The organism is Microbacterium sulfonylureivorans (assembly GCF_003999995.1).
Taxonomy (GTDB): domain Bacteria; phylum Actinomycetota; class Actinomycetes; order Actinomycetales; family Microbacteriaceae; genus Microbacterium; species Microbacterium sulfonylureivorans.
This window is the reverse complement of record NZ_RJAD01000001.1, coordinates 247,655-272,470: the sequence shown is the minus strand read 5'-3', so window position 1 is coordinate 272,470 and position 24,816 is coordinate 247,655. Positions and strand designations below refer to the sequence as shown.

Here is a 24,816-nt window from a genome sequence, read left to right as displayed (position 1 = left end):
CACAGAAGCGGAGCCGGATGATCGCCACACTCGATCGCCTCGATACCGAGGCGTCGCTGCGAGACCCTTCAGGTGAGAGGGATGGCGCCGCCGTAGACTGGCGCGTGATGAGCGAGCCGATCGACCAGGTGCAGGACACGCGGAGCCAGTTCGAAGAGCAGGCGCTGCCCTTCATGGACCAGCTGTACGCCGCGGCCATGCGCATGACGCGCAACCCGGCGGACGCCGCCGACCTCGTGCAGGAGACCTTCGTCAAGGCGTTCGCCTCGTGGAAGACCTTCACGCAGGGGACGAACCTCAAGGCGTGGCTGTACCGGATCCTCACGAACACCTACATCAACACCTATCGCAAGAAGCAGCGCGAGCCCTACCAGGGCACCATCGACGAGCTCGAGGACTGGCAGCTCGGCGGCGCCGAATCGACCACGGCCACGAGCACGCGCTCGGCCGAGGCCGAGGCGATCGACCACATGCCGGCCTCGGTCGTCAAGGACGCGCTGCAGTCCATCCCGGAGGACTTCCGGCTGGCGGTCTACCTCGCGGACGTCGAGGGCTTCGCCTACCAGGAGATCGCCGACATCATGAAAACCCCGATCGGCACCGTCATGAGCCGTCTGCACCGTGGCAGGCGAATGCTCCGCGAGCTGCTGGCCGACTATGCGAAAGAGCGCGGCATCTCGACCGCCGCCGCCACGAGGAGCACGAAATGACGGACTGCGGCTGCGACAAGGCGCGGCGCGACCTGGAGGAGTACCTGCGCAACGAAGTGTGCAAGACCCAGCACACCGACATCGCCGAGCACCTCGAGAACTGCCCCGGCTGCCGAGACGAGGCACTCGTCGCCACCACCCTCACCGAGGTCGTGGCGCGGGCGTGCAAGGAGACGGCTCCCGAGGAGCTGCGCGACCAGGTGCTCGCGAAGCTCCGGGCGGTCCAGGCCACGCATTGAGCGCAGTCCCGCCTCTTCAGGATGCGGGAGCGAACACCGTGAGCGCGCCCGGCGCCACGTCGATCGTGAGCGGGAGCGCCCCGATGGGATCGCCGTCGGCATAGGCGGTCACGCCGGACGCCGACAGGCGGACAGAGCGCACCCGGTGCATCGCCACTTCGGGAACCGACGCGTGTGTTCCGGCGTAGACGCGCGGCAGCAATCGCAGCAGCCGCAGGCGTCCTGCCGGCCGCACCAGCACGAGGTCGAGAAGACCGTCTGCGGGATCCGCATCGGGGCAGATCGGGATGCCCCCGCCGTAGGTGCGTCCGTTGCCGACGGTCGCCATGACGAGATCGCCGCCGATGCGCTCGCGCGATCCGTCGGCGAATTCGATGTCGACGTCGTACGGGATGCCTGACAGCGTCAGGAACTCCACGAGGATCGCGATGTTGTACCGCGACCCGCCCCGCGGCCACCGCATCGCGTTGGCACGGTCGTTCACCTTCGAGTCGAACCCGCTCGCGAGGACCGACCCGAAGAACGCCGTCGATCCGTCCTCGCGCGTCACCCGCGCGAGATCGACCGTCCTCGTGACGCCGGCCGCGATCGTGTCGGCCGCTGCGGCGACGTCGAGCTCCCGCAGCCCGAGGGTCGCCGCGAAGTCATTGCCGGTGCCGGCGGGGATGATGCCGAGAGGGATGCCGGTGCCGGCGACTTCCTGGATCGCGAGGTTCACAGTGCCGTCGCCGCCGGCCACGGCGACCGCGTCGGTTCCGAGCGCGATCGCGGCGCGGAGCAGCTCGCTCGACTCGGCGGCGCTGCCGCCGCTGATGATCGCGGTCTTCACGCCGTGCGCGCGCAGCCGCTCGGCCGCATGCGTCGCCGCGCCGGTGTGAGCGCCGGCCCTCGCCGCGGGGTTCACGAGGAGCGCGACGTTCATGCGTCGTCGCCGGTGAGAGGCGACGACGACGCGGCCGCCTGCACGAGGGCGCCGGGGTTCATGATCCCGCGCGGGTCGACGACCGACTTGACCGCGCGCAGGATCTCGGCTCCGAGCGGACCGATCTCGGCCTCGAGGTAGGGGAGGTGGTCGCGGCCCACGGCGTGGTGATGGGTGATCGTCCCGTGCGCGTCGCCGATGGCGCGGGACGCGGCATCCTTCGCCCCGGCCCACTGGGCCGCAGGATCGTCGGTCAGCGCCGCCACGACGGTGAAGTACAGCGAGGCGCCTGCGGGATAGACGTGCGAGATGTGACAGAGCACGATCGGCGTGGTGCCGGCGGCCGCGAGACTGCCGGTGAGCGCTGCCGTGACCGCGGCCTTGAGGGCGGGCAGCTCCGTCCACGTCGCCGCCGTCTCGAGCGTCTCCGCGAGGATTCCCGAGTCCATGAGCGTGTCGCGCAGCGCGGGGGAGGCGAAGCGCCCGCGCTCCCACGAGCGTGCGGGATCCTCCCCGCGCGGCTTGGCGCCGTGCGCGGCGAACACGGCGTTGAGCGAGGCACGTGTCGCCTGCGCGGCCGCGGTGCCGGCGCCTTCGAAGGTGGCGAGGGCGAGGCATCCGCGCAGCCGCGTGAGGTGCCCGCCCATCGCGGCGTTCACGCGCGTCTCGGTCTCGTCGCTGAGGCGCAGCACCGTGGGGCGGATGCCGCGCTGCGTCGCCTCCCGGAGGGCGGCCGCTCCCGACGCGAAGTCGGGGAACGTCCAGGCGCCGTACGCGGTCGCGGCGGGAACGGGCACGATGCGCACGGTGACCTCGGTCAGCACGCCGAACGCGCCCTCCGAGCCGAGGAAGAGCTCGCGGAGGTCGGGTCCTGCGGCGCTCGCGGGGGCCCGGCCGAGGGCGAGGTCGCCGGCGGGCGTCGCCACGCGGAGCGCGTGCACGAGGTCGTCGAACCGGCCGTACCCTCGGGACGCCTGGCCGCTCGATCGCGTCGCGGCGTACCCGCCGATCGAGGCGAACTCGAAGCTCTGCGGGAAATGGCCGAGCGTGTAGCCGCGGGCGCCGAGGAGCTCCTCGGCCTGGGGTCCGGTCGTCCCGGCGCCCAGGGTTGCCAGCAGCGACGTCTCGTCGAGGTCGAGGAGAGCGGCCGTGCGGGCGAGGTCGAGCGAGATCACGGCACGGTGGGCGCCGGTCTCGGGGTCGACGCCGCCGACGACGGACGTGCCTCCCCCGAACGGCACGACGGCGAGGCCGCGCTCGTCGCAGATCGCCAGGAGGGACGCGACCTCGGCGTGATCGGCGGGCGAAACGACGGCGTCGGGCGCCGACTGCAGGTCGTCGCGCCGGCGTCTGAGCAGGTCGGGCGTGCTCTTGCCGCCCAGGTGCAGACCGCGCACACCGTCGTCGCGCGAGGCGTGCGCGTCGCCCACGACCTGCGCGAGGGCCGCCAGGTCTGCGTCAGTGAGCCGTGACGGCGTCAGCGTGGGGTGGTCGCGGCGAGGGACGGGGTGCGCCTTGCCGGGAAGCAGGGTCGCGATGATGGCCTTCGCGCCGGCCGGGAGCCGCGCGGGCTCGTTCCCCCACGCATCCCACATCGAACGCGGGCGCGGTTCCGGCACGGCCAGCGGGCGTGGGGGTGGACCTGAGTGCGCCGTCGCCGTCATGGCGACAGTATGACACATTCTGTATGGTTGTCACATGGCCGATGGTGTGACCGAGACGGAGACCGCGATCCTCGACGCGGCGCTGGCCGAAGTGCTGGCGCACGGCATCCGCCGGACGACGGCATCCGACATCGCCCGCCGCGGCGGGATCGCCCGCCAGACCCTCTATCGGTACTGGCCCGACGCGCAGTCGATCTTCGCCGCCCTCGTCACCCGCGAGCTGGTCGCGGTGCTGCCGGCCGATGCGCCCGAGGCGGACGATCTGGACGGCATGGTCCGGCTTCTCGTCGAGACCGCCGACCGCATCCGGCGCCTCCCGCTCGTCGACCGGCTGCGCGACACCGACCCCGAGCTGTTCGCGAGGTACATCCTCGACCGGCTCGGAACGAGCCAGCGCGCGATCCACGCGGAGACGGCGCGGCGGCTCGCCGCCGGGCAGCGCGCGGGCGTCGTGCGCGACGGCGATCCCGCCCGGCTCGCGGCGATGGTGCTCCTCGTCGCACAGTCCGCCGTACAGTCGGCGCCACTGGTCGCGGAGTGGCTGCCCGACGAGGCGTGGCGCGCCGAGCTGGGCCGCGCCCTGGCCGGCTACCTGCGTCCGGAGGCATCGTGATCCCTCGCATCGTCGGCCGGACGCCGCAGCCCTCCGCGCTGAGCGCCGGTCGCCGTGCCCGCGAGCTCGACGCGCTCGCCGCCGACCCGGTGGTCGACGTCCTCGTCATCGGGGGCGGGGCGACGGGCGCCGGGATCGCGCTGGATGCCGCATCCCGAGGCCTGCGGACGGTGCTCGTCGAGCGGCGCGACCTCGCCCACGGCACGAGCCGGTGGAGCTCCAAGCTCATCCACGGCGGCCTGCGCTACCTCGCATCCGGCCAGCTCGGGATCGCGCACGAGAGCGCGGCCGAACGACACCTGCTCATGACCCGCCTCGCGCCGCACCTCACACGCCCGCTCGCCCAGGTCGTGCCGCTCTACGCTCCCGGCCACGTCTCGCGCGGCGCCTACCTGGGGCTCGGCTACGGTCTCGGCGACGGTCTGCGCCGCTTCGTCGGCACGCCGGGAGACGTCCTCGCCCCGCCCGGCCCGATCGGCCGCGCCGAGACGCTGCGCCTCGTGCCCGCCGTGGATCCCGATGGCCTCCGCGGCGGCGTGCGCGGGTGGGATGGGCAGCTCCTCGACGACGCCCGACTGGTCGTCGCGATCGCCCGCACGGCCGCCGGGTACGGGGCATCCGTCCTCACCCGCGTCGAAGCGGTGTCGGCCGGCGGCGACGCCGCCGTACTGCGGGACGCGATCACCGGATCGGAGATCCGCGTGCGCGCCCGCGCCGTCGTGAGCGCGACCGGCGTGTGGGCGGGCGAGCTCGACCCGTCGGTCCGGCTCCGGCCGAGCCGCGGCACCCACCTCGTCGTCCCCGCCGACGTCCTCGGCGGAGCGGACGCGTCGCTGACCGTCCCCGTGCCGGGCTCGTCGAGCAGATTCGTGTTCACACTCCCCGCACCGCACGGGCGTGCCTACATCGGGCTCACCGACGTCCCGGCCCCGGGCCCGCTGCCCGAAGAGCCGCACGCGACCGAGGACGAGATCGACACGCTCCTTGCGACCGTGAACACGGTGCTCGCCCGGCCCCTCGTCCGTGACGACGTGATCGCGACGTTCGCGGGTCTCCGGCCGCTGCTGGCGGGGGCGGAGGGAGGTGGCGGCGACGACGCGACGAGCGACCTGTCGCGTCGCCACGCCATCCTCGAAGGCCCTTCGGGCGTGCTGAGCGTCGTCGGCGGCAAGCTCACCACGTACCGCCGGATGGCACAGGACGCCGTCGACGCGGTCGCCGAACGTCGCTTCGGCGGCGTCGATCTCCCCGGATCGCTCACGCGCGGCATCCCGCTGACCGGCGCGTGGCCGCGTCAGCGGCTGGGCGGCATCGCCGCGCCGGCGCGCCTCGTCCGCCGCTACGGCGCCGAGGCTCCGTTCGCCGCGAGCCTGCCCGACGGGCCCGGCGCGTCGTGCGGCGTCACCCCGCAGGAGCTGGAGTGGGGCGTGGTGGTCGAAGGCGCGCTGACGATCGACGACCTGCTCGACCGTCGCACGCGCCTGGGCCTCGTCGGAGCCGACCGAGATGCGTCGACGGATGCCGCGGCCGCCGCCTTCGAGCGGGCGGGCGTCGACCCGATCTGACGTTGGCAGGATTCCGCAGAACGACGTCCGATGACCGCGAGCACGGCGTCGTCGGCACCCGCGAGACTGGGTGCATGACCTCGCCCGACCACGCATCGCCCGCCCCGCGCGGGGGCCTCGGCGTCGTGCAGGGCACGGCCCTGTACATCGCCTCCGTGCTCGGCACCGGACTCCTCGTGCTGCCCGGCCTCGCGGCCGAGGCCGCCGGGCCGGCGAGCATCGTCGCCGTTCTCGCCGTGATCGGGCTCTCCGTCCCGCTGGCGGGCACGTTCGCCGTGCTCGCAGCGCGGTACCCCGATCCGGGCGGCGTGGCGAGCTACGTCCGCCGCGCGCTCGGCGGCACGGCCGCCCGCATGACGGGGTACTGGTTCATGTTCGGCGTCTGCGCGGGCGCTCCGGTCGTCGCCGTCCTCGGCGGCGAGTACGTCGTCGCCGCCGCGGGGATCGACCGCGGCATGGTCCCGATCATCGCACTGGCGATCCTGGTTCCGCCGTTCGCCGCCAATGCGTTCGGGGTCCGCGTCGCGGGCTGGGTGCAGTTCGTGCTCACCGCCCTGCTCCTCGCCGTCGTCGTCGGGGTCGTCTCGCTCGCGGCGCCGGCCGTGGAGCCGCAGAACTTCGCGCCCTTCCTGCCGAGCGGCTGGGCCGGCGTGGGCACCGCCATCAGCCTGTTCGTGTGGGCGTTCGCGGGATGGGAGGTCGGCACGCACATCTCGGGCGAGTTCCGCGACCCGCGCCGCGCCATCCCGATCGGAACGGCCATCGCGCTCGTGGTGACCGGCGTCTGCTACCTCGTGCTGCAGATCATCACGGTCGGCGCCCTGGGCGACTCCGCCGGCGACGGCGCCGTGCCGCTCCTCGAACTCGCCCGGCTCGGCTCACCCGGATTCGGCGCCGCCGCGGTCGGAGCCATTGCCGCGATCGTCGCGCTGGGCGTCATGAACGCCTACCTCGCCGCATTCGCGAAGCTCGGGGCATCCCTCGCGCTGAACCGGGATCTGCCGCGCTGGTTCTCCGCCGGGGCGGAGTCCGGCGCCGTGCCGCGACGGGCGCTCGCGCTCACGGGTGTCGTGGTGCTCCTGTACTTCTCACTCATGCTCTGGTCGGGACTCGAGCTGACGCCGTTCATCCTGGTCCACACGAGCAGCATGGTCGCGATCTACGCCGTCGGCATGGTCGCCGCCGTGCGCCTGCTCCGACGCGGCACGGCCGGATGGTGGATGGCCGTCATCGCCGCCGTGCTCTGCGCGGGCATGCTCGTGCTCGCGATCGGCTCGCTGCTGCCGGCCGCCGCCCTCGCCGCCGCCGCCGGCGCCGTCACGGTCGTGCGCCGCGTGCGGCGCGCACGCACCCCCGCGGACCTCGACGCCGGCGAGGCGAAGACGGCGGATGCCGGGGCCGGACGCACGTCGGCCCTGGAAGCGGTCGCTCCCAGGGCCGACGTGACGGCGGTCGACTGACTAGAGGGTCAGCGCCGACGCCATGATCTCGGCCTGCTCGGCCGCGTGCACCTTAGGCGAGCCCGTCGCGGTCGACGCCGCGGCGGCGCGCGAGATGCGGCGGATCGTGCGCCCGTGCAGGTGCTTGCTCACCTCGAGCGCGATGAACGGCCACGCACCCTGGTTCTCGGGCTCGTCCTGCACCCACACCAGCTCTGCGTCGGGGTAGTTCTCCACCACCGCGTTGAGCTCGTCGACGGGAGCCGGGTAGAACTGCTCGAGACGCACGAGTGCGATCCCGGGGTTCGGGTTCTTGTCGAGCTCGGCGCGCAGATCCCAGTGGATCTTGCCCGAGTGCAGGAGGACGCGCTTGACGGCCGCCTTCTCGATACCGCGATTGTCGTCGAGCACGGGCTGGAAGCGTCCGGTCAGGAAGTCCTCGACGGGGCTGGTCGCGCCGCGCAGGCGGAGCATCGCTTTGGGCGTGAAGACCACGAGCGGGCGTCGCGGACGGGCGTAGGCCTGACGACGCAGCAGGTGGAAGTACGACGCGGGCGTCGACGGGCGAGCCACGGTCATGTTGTCCTGCGCGCACATCGCCAGGTAGCGCTCGATGCGCGCCGACGAGTGGTCGGGTCCTTGGCCCTCGTAGCCGTGGGGGAGGAGCAGGGCGACGCTCGACTGCTGGCCCCACTTCTGATCGGCCGACGAGATGAACTCGTCGATGACCGACTGGGCGCCGTTGGCGAAGTCGCCGAACTGGGCCTCCCACAGCACCAGCGAGTCAGCGCGCTCGACCGAGTAGCCGTACTCGAACGCCATGGCCGCGTACTCGCTCAGCAGCGAGTCGTAGACCCAGAACCGGCCCTGGTCGCCCGACAGGTTCGAGAGCGGGATCCACTCCTGGCCGTTCGCGCGGTCGTGGAGCACCGAGTGGCGCTGCACGAACGTCCCGCGCCGGGCATCCTGGCCGGCGAGGCGGACGTTCGTCTTCTCGAGGAGAAGCGAGCCGAAGGCGAGCAGCTCGCCGAAGCCCCAGTCGATCGATCCGTTGCGGCTCATGTCGAGACGCTTGTCGAGGAGCTGCTGCAGCTTCGCGTGCACCGTGAAGCCCTCGGGCTTGTTGACGAACGTGTCGCCGATCAGGTTCACGACCTCACGCGGGACCCCGGTGGTGTCGGGCTCGCCGACGGCGGGCTCGGCGACGGCATCCGGATCGGTCTCGATGACCGGCGAGGAGCCGGTCTCGGCGGCGTGCGTCTCGGCGAAGGCGATCTCGAGGCGGTTCTGGAAGTCCTGCTTGGCCTTCTCGTACTCCTCCTCGGTGATGTCTCCGCGGCCGACGAGAGCCTCGGTGTACAGGCGACGCACCGAGCGCTTCGCCTCGATGAGGTTCGTCATGAGCGGCTGCGTCATAGAAGGGTCGTCGCCCTCGTTGTGGCCGCGCCGGCGGTAGCAGACGAGGTCGATGACGACATCCCGGTGGAATCGCTCGCGGTACGCGAACGCGAGCTGCGCCACCCGAGTGACGGCCTCGGGGTCGTCGCCGTTCACGTGGAAGATCGGCGCCTGGATCGTCTTGGCGACGTCGGTGGCGTACACAGACGTCCGCGCATCGATCGGGGTGGTGGTGAAGCCGACCTGATTGTTGACGACCACGTGCACGGTGCCGCCGGTGCGGTAGCCGCGCAGCTGCGACATCTGCAGCGTCTCGACCACGACGCCCTGGCCCGCGAACGCGGCGTCGCCGTGCACGAGGATCGGCAGCCAGGAGAATGTGCCGATGGGCTTGCGGTCCTGCTTCGCGCGCACGATGCCCTCGAGCACGCCGTCGACGGTCTCGAGGTGCGACGGGTTCGCGGCGAGGTAGACGGGGAGCTGGTCGCCGCCGTCGGCGACGAACGTGCCCTCGGTTCCGAGGTGGTACTTGACGTCGCCGGAGCCGCTCTTCGAGCCGATCGCGACCGAGCCCTCGAACTCACGGAACACCTGTCCGTAGGTCTTGCCGCCGATGTTGGTCAGCACGTTCAGTCGGCCGCGGTGCGCCATGCCGATGGCCGCGCCGTCGAGGCCGGCTTCGGCCGCGCCCTGGAGGATCTCGTCGAGGAGGGGGATGAGCGACTCGCCGCCCTCGAGGCTGAAGCGCTTCTGGCCCACGTACTTCGTCTGCAGGAACGTCTCGAACGCCTCGGCCTGGTTGAGCTTGTCGAGGATCCGCAGCTGCTCGGCGTGGCCGGGCTTCTGGTACTTGAGCTCGACGTTCTCCTGGAACCACTTGCGCTGCTCGGGGTCCTGGATGTGCATGTACTCGATGCCGATGGTGCGGCAGTACGAGTCGCGGAGCACACCGAGGATGTCGCGGAGCTTCATCGTGCGCTTGCCGCCGAACCCGCCCGTGACGAACTCGCGGTCGAGGTCCCAGAACGTCAGACCGTGCTGCTCGATCTCGAGATCGGGGTGGGTGCGCTGCACGTACTCGAGCGGGTCGATGTCGGCCATGAGGTGGCCGCGGACGCGGAACGAGTTGATGAGCTCCTGGACGCGGGCCTGCTTGTCGACGCGCTCGGCGAGGTCGACGTTGATGTCGGCCGCCCAGTGGATCGGGGCGTAGGGGATGCGCAGCGCGGCGAAGATGTCTTCGTAGAAGTTGCGCTGGCCGATGAGCAGCTCGTGCACCTTCTTCAGGAACTCGCCCGAGCCCGCGCCCTGGATGACGCGGTGGTCGTAGGTGCTCGTGAGCGTGATCGTCTTGCCGATCGCCAGCTCGTTGAGCGTCTTGTCGCTCGCGCCCTGGAACTCGGCGGGGTACTCGAGCGCACCGGCCCCGACGATGCAGCCCTGGCCCTTCATCAGCCGGGGGACCGAGTGCACGGTGCCGATGCCGCCGGGGTTCGTCAGCGAGATCGTCGTGCCCTGGAAATCGGTGGCGGTGAGCTTGTTGTTGCGTGCACGGGAGACGAGGTCTTCGTAGGTCGCGAGGAACTCGCCGAACGTCAGCTGGTCGGCCCGCTTGATGCTGGGCACCAGGAGCGCGCGCGTGCCGTCGGGCTTGGGGAGGTCGATCGCGATGCCGAGGTTCACATGCGCGGGCGCGACGACCGACGGCTTGCCGTCGATCTCGGCGTAGAACACGTTCTGGCTCGGCGTCTCCTTGAGCGCCCGGATGATCGCCCAGCCGATCAGGTGCGTGAAGCTCACCTTGCCGCCGCGCGTGCGCGACATGTGGTTGTTGATCACGATGCGGTTGTCGATCATGAGCTTCGCCGGGACGGTGCGGACGCTCGTGGCCGTGGGGACGGTGAGCGACTCGTCCATGTTCGCGGCGAGGGTCTTCGGCATGCCGCGCAGGACGGTGACCTGGTCTTCGACGGCCTCGGCGGCGGCCGACGGCTGGGCCTTCGGCGCCTGCGCCGGGATCGGCTGCGGCGCGGCGGGGCGCGTCGTGGTGCGCGCGACGGGCTGCGCGCCGATGACGGGTATCGGTGCCGTGACGGGGCGGGGCTCGGTGGCGATCGAGGTGGTGGCGGGCGGATTCGCCCCCTCCGACACGGGCTGCGTCGGCACCGTCGGCGCCGGTGCGGGGTCGGCTTCGTCGACGGGGTGGTAGGCCTCGAGAACAGGCCACCATGCCTTGTCTACGGAGTTCCGGTCGATTTTGAACTGCTCGTACAGCTCGTCGACGAGCCACTCGTTGGCTCCGAACTCTCCTTCGTTCGAAACCCCGAGGCCCGTCACCTGGCTCGACACGCTGGATCGCCTGCTTTCATCGGTGAAGATCTGAGATGCGTGCGGGGCCGCTGAGTGCCCTCCCGCACGACTGTTAAGCGTATCCCAGTCTGCCGGGGCGATTCCGGCGGAGAGTGTGCCCCACCTGAAAGAACGCACATCATTATCCGTACAGGAACTGTCACTACCCTTGCTGGATATGGAGTTCTACGGCGACCAGCCTGACGTCGACCTGACGTATTCGGATGTCTTCCTCGTTCCCCGGCGATCGTCGATCACCAGTCGCCTCGACGTCGACCTGTCTCCGGGCGACGGCACGACCGCGACGGTCCCACTCGTCTCGGCGAACATGAACTCGGTCACCGGCGCGCGGCTGGCGGCGACGCTCGCACGTCGCGGCGGTCTCGGCGTGCTGCCCCAGGACATGCCGCTGCAGGAGCTCGACGCCACCATCCGGTGGGTGAAGTCGCAGCCCGTGCCGTGGGACACGCCGCTCGTCCTTCCGCCCGAGGCGACCGTCGCCGACGCCCTCCGGCTGCTTCCGGCCACCGACGGCCATGGCATCGTGGTGGCGGATGCCTCGTCCGGCCATGTCGATGTCGACGACATCCTCGGCGTCGTGCCCGCGCAGCGGCTCGGCACGGCCCTGCCGGACGCGCGTCTGGGCGACCTCGCGCGCGGGCGTGCGGCATCCGTCGACGCGGTCGACATCGAGAGCGCGCGCCATGCGTTCGACGTCATCGTCGCCGCCGGGGCCGAGACCGTGTGCGTGGTCGACCACGGGCACCTCGTCGGAACCCTCTCGCGCCGGAGCGCCCTGCGCTCCACCCTCTACCGGCCCGCGGTCGACGCCTCGGGCCGTCTGATCGTCGCCGCCGCCATCGGCATCAACGGCGACATCGCCGCGAAGGCGCAGGCGCTCGCCGCGGCAGGCGTCGACGTGCTCGTCGTCGACACGGCGCACGGCCACCAGGAGGGGATGCTGCGCGCGCTGCGCGCCGTCGCCGACCTGGGGCTCGGCATCCCGATCGCCGCCGGCAACATCGTCACCGCGGAGGGCGTGCACGACCTCGTCACCGCCGGGGCCGACATCCTCAAGGTCGGCGTCGGACCGGGCGCGATGTGCACGACCCGCATGATGACCGCCGTCGGCCGGCCGCAGTTCTCCGCCGTGCTCGAGACCGCCGAGGCGGCCCGCCTCATGGGGGCGCACGTATGGGCGGACGGCGGAGTGCGCTACCCGCGCGACGTCGCCCTCGCCCTCGCGGCGGGTGCGGCATCCGTCATGATCGGCTCGTGGTTCGCAGGCACGATCGAGGCTCCCGGCGAGCTGCAGACCGATGCCTCCGGACGGGTCTACAAGGAGTCGTGGGGCATGGCCTCCACGAAGGCCGTGCACGAGCGCTTCGGGCGTCTCGACCCGTACGAGCTCGCCCGCAAGGAACTCTTCGCCGAGGGCATCTCCTCGTCGAAGATCTACCTGGACCCGCTGCGCCCGGGGCTCGAGGACCTGCTCGACATGATCACCTCGGGCGTGCGCTCGTCGTTCACCTACGCCGGCGCCTCGACGGTCGCCGAGTTCCACGACCGCGCGCGAGTGGGCCTGCAGTCCGCCGCAGGGTACGAAGAGGGCAAGGCGCTCCCCGTCAGCTGGTGACGGTCCGGTTCAGGCGAGCACCTGACGCGGTTTGCGCCTCCAGCCGCGGCTCGGCCTGCGGCATACGCCGCGAACTGCGGCGGATCGTGCGGGTCAGCGTCCAGGACGGCCGCGCGTGGACGGAAGGCCGTCCGCCGTGAGGATGTCGTACAGCAGGCGCGGCCGCTCGAGCGACGGCGTGCGCCACCGCGAGAGGGCTCTGACCTGACGACGGAGTTCGTCGCCGCGATCCTTCTCCGCGATCAGCGCCTGCTGCGGAGACCGCCCGCGCAGCAGCTGAGGATCGAGGTACTTCCCCGTCCCGTCGAACTCTCCCGCATGGCGATGTTCCGGCCACCAGAAGTCCGTGTACGCGAACCCTGTCGACAGCCGGAATCGCTGCTGCAGCACCGGATCGGGAAATCCGAGGTGCGCGATCAGCACGCGACTGTGCGACTCGCGGACGCTGTCGGCGCCGCCACGTCCGAAGGCGCTCGCTCGGAGGACGGTGGCCGATGCACGACCGTCGTAGGAGCGCGCGGCATCCGACAGGAGCGCGGGCGTCGTCAGGGCGCCGCCGCGCCGTCGCGTCCAGAGCGCCTGATCCGCCGCGACGACCCCGGCCAGGAAACCCGAGGACGCCGCGAGGTCGACCGCGGTGCGGGCGGGGGCGGTGATGAAGTGGTCGCCCCACGGCATCAGCTCCGTGGTCGCCACCCCACGACGATGTCGGCGGATCACTCCCGATGAGCCGCCGATGGCCTCGCCGCTCACATCGATGACCTCCGGCCAGCCGCCGAGGCGATCGATGCCGAGCACGGCGGCCGCCGACGAGTGGGAGAAGACCGCACCCGGCGCCATCCTCGCCGCGGCCTCCCAGACCCGCTGGGCGTGCCGCGCGATGTCGGACAGCCGCAACCAGTCCGCGGCCGGGACGTACGAACCGCGCGACACGCGGACGAGTGCGCCCTCGGCGACGCCCTTCCGGGTCCGGCGGGCGTCTGCGCCGCGGTCGAGACCGTCGCGGGACCGTCGCACGTCGTCGAGCGGGGATTCGAAGAGCCAGGCCATGCGCTCCACGATGGCGGCACCGGTCGCCCCGCGGGCCGGCGCCCTCGATCGAACTCGGCCTCGGGCTCGAGCGGCGTCCTGGGGAGGAACCCTCGCCGGTTCCGCCGCTCGCGGTTCGCGGCATCCGACGCAGTTCGTGCTGCGGCTCGCGCGAGGAACTGCGTCGCGCGAGCGGAGCGCATGCGAAGGGTGGGCGCGAGAGGCGCGAGAGAAGAGGGGATCGGGGATGCCTCGGCCGAGGCATCCGCTCTCTGTGGGTCACCCGGCCTGCCGTAGACTTGTCGGCACGATGGACGACCCTCCCAGTTGCAGACCTTCGCCCCACCGACCCGCCTCCCGTTCGATCGGGGGTGACGCGTGATGGATTACGTCATGCTGGGCGTGGGGCTCCTGCTCACGGTCGGGACCGGCCTGTTCGTCGCGAGTGAGTTCGCGCTGGTCAACCTCGACCGCGCCGACCTCGAGGCCCGCCAGGCCGCCGGCGAAACCAGGCTCGCGCTGACGATCAGCGCATTGAAGATCACATCGACGCACCTGTCGAGCGCGCAGCTGGGAATCACGCTGACGACGCTGCTCACCGGTTACACGATGGAGCCGGCGATCTCGAACCTGCTGCGCCCGGTGTTCACCGCATGGGGTCTGCCCGAGGGGCTGGTGAGTCCGCTCGCGGTCATCATCGCCGTATCGATCGCCACGATCTTCTCGATGATCATCGGCGAGCTCGTCCCGAAGAACTTCGCTCTCGCGATCCCGCGGCAGACGGCCAAGCTCGTGATCCCGTTCCAGACGGCGTTCACGACGGTGTTCCGACCGGCGATCTTCGTGCTCAACGGCAGCGCGAACGGCGTGCTCCGCTCGTTCGGCATCGAGCCGAAGGAGGAGCTGTCGGGCGCCCGCACCGCCGAGGAGCTCTCCAGCCTGGTCCGCCGCTCGGCCAGCGCCGGCGTGCTCGAGGAGGACACGGCATCCCTCCTCGACCGCAGCCTGACCTTCGCCCGCCTGAGCGCCGCCGATGTGATGACGCCGCGGCCCAGCATCCACGCCGTCGCCGCCGACGACACCGCCGAGGACGTGATCCAGCTCGCTCGGCGCACAGGCCACAGTCGCTTTCCGGTGTACGACGACTCGATGGACGACATCACCGGCGTCGTCCACCTGAAGGCCGCCGTCGGCGTGCCGCGGGCCCGTCGCGCAGACGTGCCGGCCGCGGCGCTCGCGACGGAGCCGCTGCGCATCCCCGAGGCGGTCCACCTCGACGCCCTCGTGTCGGAGCTTCGCGCCCGCGGCTACCAGATGGCCGTCGTGGTCGACGAGTACGGCGGCACCGCCGGCGTCGTCACCCTCGAGGATCTCGTCGAGGAGATCGTCGGCGAAGTGCTCGACGAGCACGACCGCCGCCGCGCCGGCGTGGTCCGAGCCGAGGGGTCGGTCAGCTTCCCCGGCGAGCTCCGCCCCGACGAGGTGCGCGACCGCACGGGCATCCGCATCCCCGAAGGCGACGTGTACGACACCGTCGGCGGCTTCATCATGAGCGAGCTCGAGCGGATCCCCGTCGTGGGAGACGCGATCGAGGTCGAGGACGGGACGATCGAGGTGCAGCGCATGGACGGCCGGCGCGTCGACCGGGTGCGCTTCACGCCCTCGCCGATGCCGCACGACGACGCGGCGACCGAAGGGGGTGAGCGTCGATGAGCGATTGGGCGGGTATCGCCTGGCTGGTCGTGCTGCTGGCCTTCAACGCCTTCTTCGTCGGAGCGGAGTTCGCCGTCATCTCCGCGCGCCGTTCGCAGATCGAGCCGCTCGCCGAGAAGGGGTCGCGCTCGGCCAGGACCGCGCTCTACGCGATGGAGCACGCGACGCTCATGCTCGCGACCAGCCAGCTCGGCATCACGATCTGCTCGCTCCTGATCCTGAACGTGTCGGAGCCGGCCATCCACCACCTCCTGGCGGAGCCCCTCGGGCTCACCGGGTGGTCGGAGGGCGTCGTCGACGCGGTCGCGTTCGTGATCGCCCTGCTGGCCGTGTCGTACCTCCACGTCGTGTTCGGCGAGATGGTGCCGAAGAACCTCGCGTTCTCGGTGCCCGACCGTGCGGTGCTCATGCTCGCGACGCCCCTGGTGTGGGTGTCGAAGGTCTTCCACCCCGTGATCGTCACGCTGAACTGGATCGCGAACCACGTGGTGCGCCTGTTCCGCGTCGAGCCGAAGGACGAGGCCGCCTCGACCTTCACCCTCGAGGAGGTCGCCACGATCGTGAACCAGTCGCGCATCGAGGGCGTCCTCGACGACGTCGCCGGGACGGTCGCGGCGGCGGTCGAGTTCACCGACAAGAAGGCCGGCGACATCGCGGTGCCGCTCGCCGATCTCGTGACCCTTCCCGCGACGACGACGCCGGACAGGATCGAGCGAGCCGTCGCGAAGCACGGCTTCTCGCGGTACGTGATCGTCGATGCCGCGGGCGCACCCCTGGGGTACGTGCACCTCAAGGACATCCTGCAGGCCGCGGAGGGAGCGGATGCCGAGGCCGCCGTCGCGCGCCCGATCCCGTCGAAGCGCATCCACCACATGGTGCCGGTGCTCGAGACGACCGATCTCGAGGACGCGCTCGCGGTGATGCGCCGTGCGGGGCGCCATCTCGCACAGGTGCGCGACTCCGAAGGACGCACGACCGCGGTGCTGTTCCTCGAGGACATCATCGAGGAGCTGATCGGCGAGGTGCAGGACGCGACCCGTCGCGGCCTTCGCTGACCGCGGACGGGGGCCCGGCCGCCGCTGCGCGCCCGCTCGTGGTTCGGGGCGGTCTCAGCCGAGGCGGGCCCGCACGTACTGCTTCGGCCAGTAGTCGATGTCGGCGCCGAGCTCGGCGGCCGCCCGCAGGGCGTAGTGCGGATCGCGCAGCCATTCGCGGCCGGCCATGACCGCGTCGGCGTCGCCTGCGGCGACGACCTGTTCCGCGAGGCCGGGCTCGTCGATCATGCCTACGGCGCTCACCGGCACGCCGGCAGTCCGGCGGACGTGGGCGGCGAGGTCGACCTGATACCCGGGGCCGGGCGTGATGCGCTGGTGGGCGACGAGGCCGCCGCTGGAGATGTCGAAGAAGTCGGCGCCGCGGTCGGCCGCCCAGCGTGCGACGGTCGCCGTCTGGTCGGCGTCCCAGCCGCCGCCGGCCCAGTCCGTGGCGGAGAAGCGCACGAGCAGCGGTGCGGCGGGCGCGGCATCCCGCACCGCACCGACCACGCGCAGGAGCAGGCGTGCGCGGTTCTCGAGCGAGCCGCCGTACTCGTCGTCGCGCGCGTTCGACAGCGGCGAGAGGAACTGGTGCAGGAGGTAGCCGTGGGCTGCGTGGATCTCGAGCACCTCGAACCCCGCGGCGATGGCGCGGCGCGCGGCATCGGCGAAGTCGGAGACGACCCGGTCGATGCCGCCGAGGTCGAGCGCGACCGGCGCGGCGAAGCCGTCGAACGCGATCGCCGAGGGTGCCACGGTCTGCCACCCTCCGTCGGCGACCGGCACCGAGCCGCGGTGGCCTGAGAACGGCGACCAGGTCGAGGCCTTGCGTCCGGCATGGGCCAGCTGCACGCCGGCCACCGCGCCTCGCGCGTGCACGGCTGCGACGATCGGCGCCCAGGCGTCGCGCTGCGCGTCGTTCCACAGGCCGGTGTCCTCGGGCGAGATGCGGCCCTCGGGGGAGACCGCGGTGGCCTCCGCGATGACGAGGCCGGCGCCGCCCGACGCGAACTGGGCGAGGTGGGTGTGGTGCCACTCCTGCGGCACGCCGTCGACCGCGCTGTACTGGCACATCGGCGAGACCCACAGGCGGTTCCGCAGGGTGATGTCGCGCAACGACAGGGGCGTGAAGAGGATGCTCATCCGGGCGAGACTCCGCGAGTAGGGTGGCGCCATGACGCGGTCATGGACGGTGGAGGACACGGGACGCGCCCTCCGGAGGCCAACGGCCGCCGACGACAAGTATTCCCGAGGCGTCCTGGGTGTCCGCACCGGCTCCGATGCCTATCCGGGCGCCGCGGTCCTGGGAGTCGAAGCGGCCTGGCGTGCGGGCGTGGGCATGGTGAGGTACGTCGGACCGGCACGTCCGACGGGACTCGTCCTCGCCCGGCGCCCCGAGACGGTCGCGGCCGACGGGCGGGTGCAGGCCTGGCTGATGGGCTCGGGAACGGATGCCTCGACCCGCGCCCGGGGCGAGACCGAGGCGCTGCGCGGCATCCTCCACGACACCGACCCGGTGATCGTCGACGCGGGCGCGCTCGATCTCGCCGCGGACGGTACGGCCCCGCGCATCCTGACCCCGCATGCCCGCGAGCACGCCCGGCTGCGGTCGGCGCTCGGGCTCGCGACGGCCGGACCCGATCGTGTCGTCGCGGCCCGCGAGACGGCGGATGCGACCGGCGCCGTGGTGCTGCTCAAGGGCGCGGTGACCGTTGTCGCGTCGCCCGACGGGTCGGCGTTCGAGGTCGTGGCGGGAACCGCGTGGCTCGCCACGGCCGGCACGGGCGACGTCCTGGCCGGCGTGATCGGCGCGCTCGTGGCGGGTGCCGTTGCCGGCGGACGAGTGACGGATGCCGCGTCCCTCGCCTCGCTCGCGGCAGCGGCGGCCTGGCTGCACGGACACGCGGGACGCCTGGCGTCCGCCGAGCGCGGTGGGGGACCGATCACGGCGCTCGACGTCGCGGACGAGCTGCCCCGCGCCGTCGCCGAGGCGCTCGACGCCGTCTGAGCCCGGTGACCGGGCGGGCACCGTGCGCTGAATAGGATGAGACGGTGTCGAGGCGCGCGGGGCTGTGGATCGCGTTCGTGTTCGTCCACCTGATCGTCGCGGTGCTCGGCTTCGTCCTGCCGAACCTGCCGATGGGCGACGTGTACCTCGTCTACGAGCCGTGGGCGCGCAGCGCGGCGTCGGGGACGGCGATCATGGGCGTCACCGAGCCGTGGGTGTACCCCCAGCTCGCCCTGGCGCCGATGATGCTCGCGCTGGGCATCGCCTGGGTCGCCGGGTACACGGTCGCGTGGGCGCTCGTCGTCATCGTGGCCAACGCCCTCGCGTTCGCGCTGCTCGTCGGTCGGGGGCGCTCGACCGGTCGCACGCTGGCGGCGGCGTTCTGGCTCGCGTTCATCCTGCTGCTCGGCCCGGTCGGCATGTACCGGCTCGACGGGGTCACCGTGTCGCTCGCGCTCGCGGGCTCGCTGTGGCTCGTCGGCCGCCCCCTCCTGGCCGCGATCCTGCTGTCGGTGGCCACGTGGATGAAGGTGTGGCCGGCGGCCCTCCTCGCCGCGGCGGTCATCGCCGTCCGCCGGCGGCTCGTCGTACTCGGGGGTGCGCTCATCGTCAGCGCGGTCACGGTCGCCCTGGTCGCCTCGGCGGGCGGGGCGGCGCACGTCCTCGGGTTCGTGGAGGGGCAGACGGGCCGTGGCCTGCAGCTCGAGGCGCCGGTGACGGCGTGGCACCTCTGGCAGGCGGTGGCGGGCGTGGACGGCGCATTCGTCTACTACGACTCCGACATCCTCACCTTCCAGGTCACCGGCGCGAACGTCGACGCGGTCATCGCCGTCATGACTCCGCTCCTCGCGCTGGCGGTCCTGGCGATCGCTGCGCTCGGCGCTGTGAAGGCAGGGCGCGGAGCAGGTTTCGCCGTGCTCTTCCCGCCGCTCGCGCTGGCGCTCGTGCTCGCGTTCATCGTCTTCAACAAGGTCGGATCGCCGCAGTTCCTCGCGTGGATCATCGCCCCCGTCGCGCTCGGGCTGGTCATCGACCGGCGTCGCTGGCGGTGGCCGGCCGTCGGCGCGCTCGCGGCTGCGCTGCTCACCCAGTTCGTCTACCCGTTGCTGTACGACCGGCTGATCGTGGCGGATGCCTTCGCGGCGGGCGTGCTGACGCTCCGCAACGTGCTGCTGATCGCGCTGCTCGTCTGGGCGATCGTGCGCGTCGCCCGCGTGCCGGGGCGGCTGCGGCGTCCCGCGCCTTCTCTCACCTGACCTTCACGACCCCGTCCCCACCGAACCGGAGGTTCCCATGCTCGTCGCCTTCTCCGTCGCCCCCGGCGGCACCGGCAACGCCGACGGCTCCGTCCACGACGCCGTCGCCGCTGCGGTCCGCGTCGTCCGCGCGAGCGGCCTGCCCCACCGCACGACGTCGATGTTCACCGAGATCGAGGGGGAGTGGGACGAGGTCTTCGACGTCGTGCGCCGCGCCACCGAGGCCGTGCAGCCGTACGGCTCGCGGGTGTCGCTCGTGCTCAAGGCCGACATCCGCCCGGGATACTCGGGCGAGCTCGACGGCAAGGTCGAGCGGCTCGAGGCGGCGATCGACGAGCAGACGGGCGACGACTCCGAGGCGTGAGCAACGCGGGCGGGACGCATCCTGTCGAATCGATTCGACAGGATGCCGTCGCCGCCGCTAGCATGACCGGGTGACCTCCTCGACTCTGACGAGGGGTGCGGCGACGTGGGCGCTCCTCTCCCTCGCCGTCGGCAGCTTCGGCATCGGCATGACCGAATTCGTCGTGATGGGCCTGCTGCCGAACATCGCCTCCGATCTGCTGCCCACTCAGTGGGCGACGAGCCCCGAAGACGCGATCGCGCAGGCCGGCTGGCTCATCAGCCTCTACGCACTCGGCGTCGTGATCGGCGCGCCGACGATCGCCGGTGCGGTCGCCAAGTATCCGCGGCATCGCGTGATGATCGGCCTCGCGCTCGCGCTCACGGTCTTCAACGCGCTGACCTTCCTCGCTCCGACGTACGAGTGGGTCGCGGTCTCCCGCCTGCTGGCCGGGCTTCCGCACGGGGCCTACTTCGGCATCGGCGCCCTCGTGGCCGCGGAGGTGCTCGGGCCCGGTCAGCGGGCGAAGGGCGTCTCGTTCGTCCTCACCGGCCTCACGATCGCGAATGTGGTCGGCGTCCCGCTCGGCACCTATCTCGGCCAGCAGGTCGGATGGCGTTCGGCGTTCATGGTGGTCGCGGGCATCTTCGCCGCCGCCACGATCCTCATCGCGTTCTTCGTGCCGGAGCATCCGGGCGACCCCGGCCGCACCCTCCGCGCGGAGCTCAAGGTCTTCCGCATCGGACAGGTCTGGCTGGCGCTGGGTGTCGGCGCGATCGGGTTCGGCGGATTCTTCGCCGTCTACACGTACGTCGCGCCCATGGTGACCGAGGTCGCCGGGTCACCCGAGTGGGTGGTGCCGATCGTGCTCGTGGTCATGGGCCTCGGCATGACGATCGGCAACCTCGTCGGCGGCCGCCTGGCCGACGTCGACCTCAAGCGCACGCTCGTCGGGGGGCTCGTCGCACTCTCCGTCGTGCTCGCCCTCCTCGCGCTGACGTCGCACTGGATCTGGGCGCTCGGATTCTTCGTGTTCCTCACCGGGTTCACGTCGTCGGCCCTGAGCCCGACCATCCAGACGCGACTCATGGACGTCGCGCAGGACAACCAGTCGATCGCCGCGGCGCTGAACCACTCGGCGCTCAACATCGGCAACAGCCTCGGCGCGCTCCTCGGCGGCGTCGTGATCGCGGTCGGCTGGGGGTTCGTCGCTCCGGCGTGGGTCGGCGTCGCCCTCGCGCTCGGCGGCCTCGCCGTGGCGCTCGCGAGCCTCGCGTCCGAGCGCGCGCGGGGCATCGTGCTCTCGAACTGAGGTTGCCGGCGCCGCCCCGATTCCCCGCGAACGGGCACGTCCCACCTGAGCGGGCACGTTGCGCCCGGGTGAGACGTGCCCGCTCGGGCGAGGCGTGCCCGCTCGCGCGAGACGTGCCCGCGAGACGTGCCCGCGAGCCGGTACGGTCGGCACCGCGCCTAAAGTGAGGGGATGCCCGAGCCGACGCCGACTCCCGACCGGGCGCTGCGCGCGCTCGCCGACTCCATGACGGATTCGCGGGCCCGTCGGCCCGAGGACGCGTCGGACCCTGGCATCCCCGTGGCGGCGACCGTCGTGATCCTGCGCGACGCCGCCCGCGGGCCCGAGGTGCTGCTGCTCGAGCGGCCCGATCGCGGATCGTTCGCGGGGGCATGGGTCTTTCCCGGCGGCAAGCTCGAAGTCGACGACCGCCTCGCCGAGGACGAGCCGGAAGAGGACGCCGCGCGCCGCGCGGGCGTGCGCGAGACGTCGGAGGAGTCCGGCCTCGTCCTCGATCCCGATGCGCTCGTGACGATCTCGTGCTGGGATCCGCCGCCCGGCATCGCGCTGCGGATCCGCACGTGGTTCTTCGCGGTCTCCGCGCCGGACGCCCCGCTGGCGCTCGCCGCCGAGGAGGCCGTCGCGGCGGAGTGGGTGACGCCGACGGACATGCTCGCCCGGCACGGGCGCGGCGAAGTCACCCTGTACCCGCCGACGTGGGTCACTCTCCACGATCTCGCCGGGCATGCCGACGTCTCGTCCGTCCTCGCGACGGCGCGACTCGGCGGGGTCCGGCGCTTCGAGACCGTCGCGCGGCGCGGTGCCGATGGACCGCTGCTGCTGTGGGACGGTGACGCCGAATACGATCCGGATGCCGCGGCCGAGGCATCCGCTGCCCGCCACCGGCTCGAGATCGGCGCTCTGCCGTGGCGGTACACGCGCATCGCCCGGTGAGCGACGGTCAGTGGCGACGCAGGCGAGGTGCCGCGACGAGCGCCATGCCGAGCATAATGACCGCGACGGCCCAGGCCGCCGCCCTGAGATCGGCTCCGGACTCGGCGAGGGCTGGCGGATCATCGACGTCGGCCGGTTGCGGGGCGGGCGGATCATCGACGTCGGCCGGAGGCGGGGTGGGAGCAGGAGTCTCCGTCGGGACGGCGGCGAGCTCGAACACGACCGGCGCGGGTGCGGCGGAGTCCGCCACGACCGCGATCGGCGGCGGCGCGGTGTAGCCGGGAGGCGGGATGACGACCAGCTGGTAGGGGTCGTCGACAGGTCGCTGCTCGGTCTCGATGGCGAAGGTGCCGTCGGGCGCCACCGGCGTCTGCACGGGCAGCTCCTCGGCGTTCAGCACCGGAGTGCCGTCCTGGTTGTTCAGCTGAATGAGCGTGTCAGGCGGGATCGGTGAGCCTGCAGACTGATCGGGCAGCTCGACTGTGCCCGTGATCGTCGCCTTCGGTGCGGGTGAGGCGAGCCAGAGCTGGAAGATCGGGAATCCGGACCGTGCGCCGTACAGCAGCTCGATCACCGCGAGATCGGTCGTCGGCTTGAACCAGCCGTATGCCCCGGATGTGTCGAGTCCAGGGGCCGGGCTGCCCGGCAGGCTGTTGCCGCGCAGGGTTCCCGGGACGTAGTCGACACCGTCGAATGTCTCAGGTGCCGTGACCCACACCGGCTGATCGGTGTAGGGGCCGGCGCCGCAGCTTCCTGGACGGGGCACATTCGTGCAGTAGTTGCCCGCCGACTGGAATCCGAGCTGCTCCGACGTCAGCGGAGTCGTGCGACCCGGGTCCGCCCATGCCCGGACGAACACCCAGTCCGCGTCGATGTCGCCGAGCGCGAATCCCCAGCCGTCGGGCTGCGGCCCGGTGAACGTCAGCGTCGTCGTGGCATTCGTCTGTCCGGCCGCCGTACTGACGTTGAGGTACGGCTGCGACTTGGTGGAGCCGAAGTCCTGCCCGAAGGCGGTCGACGCGCCGAGGAATCCGGTCACCCCGCTCGGTCCGGTCACCGTCGTCGCATTGCTGGTGACCGTGACGGGCGCGAACGCCGCCGACGGCGGGAACGTTGCGGTGGCGGTGTGAGCGCCCGTTCCGCCGGCGATCGACCACGTGGGGAACACCCCGACCTGGTCGGGGAGGACGGCTGATGCCGGGGTGGTCATGAGAGCCAGGGCGCTCGCGAGGCCGGCGACCGCGACGGCGGCAGCACTGCGGTGCATCCATCGTGTTCGTCGAGCAGTGGTCCGTGCTTCCGGGGCGCGCGACATGCGTCCGATCCTACGGTGATGTCCCCGTCGGGTCGCAAGTGCCCGGCACGGCGCCGATCGCGGGCTCCGCGCTGAGTCAGCCCTCGAGCAGACGCCGCAGGTGGGACCCGACGGTGTGGGTCTCGATGAGGAACCCGTCGTGGCCGAAGTCGCTCGCGAGCACGACCGAGCGGTCCCCGTCGAGGGTTCGTCGGATGCCCTTGGCGATCCGGTGCTGCCCGTCGATGGGGAAGAGGCGGTCGCTGTCGATGCCGAGGACGAGCGCCGTCGCGGTCACGCGCGCGAGCGCGTCCTCGATGCCGCCGCGGTCGCGGCCGACGTCGTGCGAGTTCATCGCCTCGACGAGGGTGACATAGCTGTTCGCGTCGAACCGGCGCGTGAACTTGTTGCCGTGGAAGTCCAGGTACGACTCCACCGCGAAGCGTCCGCCGTGGCCGAGCGGGCTCACTCCGGACTGCCACGAGCGCTGGAACCGCTGGTTGAGCTCGGTCGGGGAGCGGTAGTTCAGCAGCGCCATGCGGCGGGCGAGAGCCAGGCCGCGGTTCGGGCCGTCGCCGTCGGCGGCGTCGTAGTACTCGCCCGCCTGGTACCGCGGGTCGATGCGGACGGCCTCGATCTGCACCGAGTTGAGCGCGATCTGGTCGGCGGTGTTGACGGGCGGCGCCGACAGGATGCCGACGCGCTCCACGCGGTCGGGCAGCCCCACGGCCCACTCGAGCGCGTGCATCCCGCCCATGGATCCGCCGACGACACCGGCCCACACATCGATGCCGAGGGCGTCGGCCAGGCGCACCTGGGCGGCGACCTGGTCGCGGATCGTCAGATACGGGAACCGTGATGCCCATTCGTACCCGTCGGGCCCGATACTGGCCGGGCCCGTGGATCCCTGGCATCCGCCGAGCATGTTGGGGGCGACCACGAACCAGCGGTCGGTGTCGATCGGCGCTCCCGGGCCGACGATCTCGTCCCACCAGCCGGTGGTCGGATGCCCCGGCCCGGCGGGGCCGCGCACGTGACTGTCACCCGTGAGGGCGTGCAGGATCAGCACCGCATTGTCGCGCGCCGGGTTGAGCACGCCCCACGTCTCGTAGGCCAGTCGGTAGGCGGGGAGCTCGCGTCCGCCCTCGGTGCGGAACGAGCCGAAGGCGGCGAAATGCCGCTCGCCGACCGGGTCGCCGTCGCGCCACGCGCCCGTCGCCGGCGGGCGTCCGAGCAGCAGGCGGGCGTCGGCCTCCGTCACCGGTGCCGAGGGCACGGTGTCTTCGGAGGTCTGCCAGTCCATTCGCCCATTCTCGCGCGTGACCTCGGGAAGGGGCCGACTGTTACGCCCCGTCGCGG

General features: G+C 71.9%; 20 protein-coding genes. 13 read left to right on the top strand and 7 right to left on the bottom strand.

What is annotated here, in order from left to right:
• The first annotated feature begins 17 nt into the window (after positions 1 to 17).
• Both EER34_RS01275 and EER34_RS01270 read left to right on the top strand, forming a co-directional pair.
• Positions 18 to 710 (top strand): sigma-70 family RNA polymerase sigma factor, encoded by a 693-nt coding sequence (locus EER34_RS01275; RefSeq protein ID WP_127472771.1) that lies wholly within the window; start codon positions 18 to 20, stop codon positions 708 to 710.
• Positions 707 to 949: a zf-HC2 domain-containing protein gene (locus tag EER34_RS01270; RefSeq protein ID WP_127472770.1), complete on the top strand. Its 243-nt coding sequence runs from the start codon at positions 707 to 709 to the stop codon at positions 947 to 949. The genes EER34_RS01275 and EER34_RS01270 overlap by 4 nt, the downstream gene beginning before the upstream one ends.
• A 16-nt stretch (positions 950 to 965) precedes the next feature.
• Here the strand turns inward: EER34_RS01270 and EER34_RS01265 are convergent, their stop codons facing one another.
• Positions 966 to 1,871 carry a diacylglycerol kinase gene (locus tag EER34_RS01265; protein WP_127472769.1) on the bottom strand — a complete coding sequence of 302 codons (906 nt, stop codon included), beginning with the start codon at positions 1,869 to 1,871 and terminating at the stop codon, positions 966 to 968.
• Positions 1,868 to 3,535 (bottom strand): FAD-binding oxidoreductase, encoded by a 1,668-nt coding sequence (locus EER34_RS01260; RefSeq protein ID WP_164743413.1) that lies wholly within the window; start codon positions 3,533 to 3,535, stop codon positions 1,868 to 1,870. The genes EER34_RS01265 and EER34_RS01260 overlap by 4 nt, the downstream gene beginning before the upstream one ends.
• A gap of 34 nt (positions 3,536 to 3,569) precedes the next feature.
• On the opposite strand from EER34_RS01260, the gene EER34_RS01255 reads away from it, so the two are divergent.
• From EER34_RS01255 to EER34_RS01245, 3 genes are all read left to right on the top strand, one after another.
• Complete coding sequence (locus EER34_RS01255) at positions 3,570 to 4,148, top strand: TetR/AcrR family transcriptional regulator (protein WP_127472767.1); 579 nt, start codon at positions 3,570 to 3,572, stop codon at positions 4,146 to 4,148.
• On the top strand, positions 4,145 to 5,713 hold the full coding sequence (locus EER34_RS01250; protein WP_127472766.1) for a glycerol-3-phosphate dehydrogenase/oxidase: 1,569 nt from the start codon (positions 4,145 to 4,147) through the stop codon (positions 5,711 to 5,713). Before EER34_RS01255 ends, EER34_RS01250 begins: the two co-directional genes overlap by 4 nt.
• Before the next feature lie 74 nt (positions 5,714 to 5,787).
• Complete coding sequence (locus tag EER34_RS01245; protein WP_127472765.1) at positions 5,788 to 7,173, top strand: APC family permease; 1,386 nt, start codon at positions 5,788 to 5,790, stop codon at positions 7,171 to 7,173.
• Here the strand turns inward: EER34_RS01245 and EER34_RS01240 are convergent, their stop codons facing one another.
• The gene (locus EER34_RS01240; protein WP_127472764.1) at positions 7,174 to 10,899 is read right to left on the bottom strand and encodes a multifunctional oxoglutarate decarboxylase/oxoglutarate dehydrogenase thiamine pyrophosphate-binding subunit/dihydrolipoyllysine-residue succinyltransferase subunit; all 3,726 of its coding nucleotides are present in this window, start codon (positions 10,897 to 10,899) and stop codon (positions 7,174 to 7,176) included.
• Positions 10,900 to 11,077: 178 nt separating this feature from the next.
• Here EER34_RS01240 and guaB1 point away from each other — a divergent pair, with 178 nt between their 5' ends.
• Positions 11,078 to 12,535: a GMP reductase gene (guaB1, locus tag EER34_RS01235; protein WP_127472763.1), complete on the top strand. Its 1,458-nt coding sequence runs from the start codon at positions 11,078 to 11,080 to the stop codon at positions 12,533 to 12,535.
• Positions 12,536 to 12,628: 93 nt separating this feature from the next.
• Here guaB1 and EER34_RS01230 read toward each other — a convergent pair whose 3' ends face one another.
• Positions 12,629 to 13,585, bottom strand: a complete 957-nt coding sequence (locus tag EER34_RS01230) for a hypothetical protein (RefSeq protein ID WP_127472762.1) — start codon at positions 13,583 to 13,585, stop codon at positions 12,629 to 12,631.
• Positions 13,586 to 13,945: 360 nt separating this feature from the next.
• Between EER34_RS01230 and EER34_RS01225 the strand changes: the two genes are divergently transcribed.
• Both EER34_RS01225 and EER34_RS01220 read left to right on the top strand, forming a co-directional pair.
• Positions 13,946 to 15,277 (top strand): hemolysin family protein, encoded by a 1,332-nt coding sequence (locus tag EER34_RS01225; protein ID WP_127474228.1) that lies wholly within the window; start codon positions 13,946 to 13,948, stop codon positions 15,275 to 15,277.
• The gene (locus EER34_RS01220) at positions 15,274 to 16,332 is read left to right on the top strand and encodes a hemolysin family protein (protein WP_127472761.1); all 1,059 of its coding nucleotides are present in this window, start codon (positions 15,274 to 15,276) and stop codon (positions 16,330 to 16,332) included. Before EER34_RS01225 ends, EER34_RS01220 begins: the two co-directional genes overlap by 4 nt.
• 54 nt (positions 16,333 to 16,386) lie before the next feature.
• Here the strand turns inward: EER34_RS01220 and EER34_RS01215 are convergent, their stop codons facing one another.
• Positions 16,387 to 17,454: an NADH:flavin oxidoreductase/NADH oxidase gene (locus EER34_RS01215; RefSeq protein ID WP_127472760.1), complete on the bottom strand. Its 1,068-nt coding sequence runs from the start codon at positions 17,452 to 17,454 to the stop codon at positions 16,387 to 16,389.
• Positions 17,455 to 17,485: 31 nt separating this feature from the next.
• On the opposite strand from EER34_RS01215, the gene EER34_RS01210 reads away from it, so the two are divergent.
• The 5 genes from EER34_RS01210 (at position 17,486) to EER34_RS01190 (ending at position 22,163) form a co-directional block, all read left to right on the top strand.
• The gene (locus tag EER34_RS01210; protein ID WP_127472759.1) at positions 17,486 to 18,319 is read left to right on the top strand and encodes an ADP-dependent NAD(P)H-hydrate dehydratase; all 834 of its coding nucleotides are present in this window, start codon (positions 17,486 to 17,488) and stop codon (positions 18,317 to 18,319) included.
• A gap of 44 nt (positions 18,320 to 18,363) precedes the next feature.
• Complete coding sequence (locus EER34_RS01205) at positions 18,364 to 19,575, top strand: glycosyltransferase 87 family protein (protein ID WP_164743412.1); 1,212 nt, start codon at positions 18,364 to 18,366, stop codon at positions 19,573 to 19,575.
• Between the two features lie 37 nt (positions 19,576 to 19,612).
• A complete protein-coding gene (locus EER34_RS01200) occupies positions 19,613 to 19,939 on the top strand; it encodes a thiamine-binding protein (protein ID WP_127472758.1) in 327 nt (108 codons plus the stop codon).
• Between the two features lie 70 nt (positions 19,940 to 20,009).
• Positions 20,010 to 21,230 (top strand): MFS transporter, encoded by a 1,221-nt coding sequence (locus EER34_RS01195; RefSeq protein WP_127472757.1) that lies wholly within the window; start codon positions 20,010 to 20,012, stop codon positions 21,228 to 21,230.
• Between the two features lie 171 nt (positions 21,231 to 21,401).
• Entirely contained in the window at positions 21,402 to 22,163 is a 762-nt protein-coding gene (locus EER34_RS01190; protein WP_127472756.1) for an NUDIX domain-containing protein, read from the top strand.
• 7 nt (positions 22,164 to 22,170) lie between these two features.
• On the opposite strand, the gene EER34_RS01185 is transcribed toward EER34_RS01190, so the two are convergent.
• Both EER34_RS01185 and metX read right to left on the bottom strand, forming a co-directional pair.
• A complete protein-coding gene (locus EER34_RS01185; protein WP_127472755.1) occupies positions 22,171 to 23,430 on the bottom strand; it encodes a hypothetical protein in 1,260 nt (419 codons plus the stop codon).
• Positions 23,431 to 23,554: 124 nt separating this feature from the next.
• A complete protein-coding gene (gene metX, locus EER34_RS01180) occupies positions 23,555 to 24,760 on the bottom strand; it encodes a homoserine O-acetyltransferase MetX (RefSeq protein WP_127472754.1) in 1,206 nt (401 codons plus the stop codon).
• Between the last annotated feature and the right edge of the window lie 56 nt (positions 24,761 to 24,816).

Bases quoted from the DNA above. Each gene is read 5' to 3' on its own strand.
- EER34_RS01275 (WP_127472771.1), top strand. From the start codon at position 18: ATGATCGCCACACTCGATCGCCTCGATACCGAGGCGTCGCTGCGAGAC.
- EER34_RS01270 (WP_127472770.1), top strand. From the start codon at position 707: ATGACGGACTGCGGCTGCGACAAGGCGCGGCGCGACCTGGAGGAGTAC.
- EER34_RS01265 (WP_127472769.1), bottom strand. From the start codon at position 1,871: ATGAACGTCGCGCTCCTCGTGAACCCCGCGGCGAGGGCCGGCGCTCAC.
- EER34_RS01260 (WP_164743413.1), bottom strand. From the start codon at position 3,535: ATGACGGCGACGGCGCACTCAGGTCCACCCCCACGCCCGCTGGCCGTG.
- EER34_RS01255 (WP_127472767.1), top strand. From the start codon at position 3,570: ATGGCCGATGGTGTGACCGAGACGGAGACCGCGATCCTCGACGCGGCG.
- EER34_RS01245 (WP_127472765.1), top strand. From the start codon at position 5,788: ATGACCTCGCCCGACCACGCATCGCCCGCCCCGCGCGGGGGCCTCGGC.
- guaB1 (WP_127472763.1), top strand. From the start codon at position 11,078: ATGGAGTTCTACGGCGACCAGCCTGACGTCGACCTGACGTATTCGGAT.
- EER34_RS01230 (WP_127472762.1), bottom strand. From the start codon at position 13,585: ATGGCCTGGCTCTTCGAATCCCCGCTCGACGACGTGCGACGGTCCCGC.
- EER34_RS01225 (WP_127474228.1), top strand. From the start codon at position 13,946: ATGGATTACGTCATGCTGGGCGTGGGGCTCCTGCTCACGGTCGGGACC.
- EER34_RS01220 (WP_127472761.1), top strand. From the start codon at position 15,274: ATGAGCGATTGGGCGGGTATCGCCTGGCTGGTCGTGCTGCTGGCCTTC.
- EER34_RS01215 (WP_127472760.1), bottom strand. From the start codon at position 17,454: ATGAGCATCCTCTTCACGCCCCTGTCGTTGCGCGACATCACCCTGCGG.
- EER34_RS01210 (WP_127472759.1), top strand. From the start codon at position 17,486: ATGACGCGGTCATGGACGGTGGAGGACACGGGACGCGCCCTCCGGAGG.
- EER34_RS01200 (WP_127472758.1), top strand. From the start codon at position 19,613: ATGCTCGTCGCCTTCTCCGTCGCCCCCGGCGGCACCGGCAACGCCGAC.
- EER34_RS01190 (WP_127472756.1), top strand. From the start codon at position 21,402: ATGCCCGAGCCGACGCCGACTCCCGACCGGGCGCTGCGCGCGCTCGCC.
- EER34_RS01185 (WP_127472755.1), bottom strand. From the start codon at position 23,430: ATGCACCGCAGTGCTGCCGCCGTCGCGGTCGCCGGCCTCGCGAGCGCC.
- metX (WP_127472754.1), bottom strand. From the start codon at position 24,760: ATGGACTGGCAGACCTCCGAAGACACCGTGCCCTCGGCACCGGTGACG.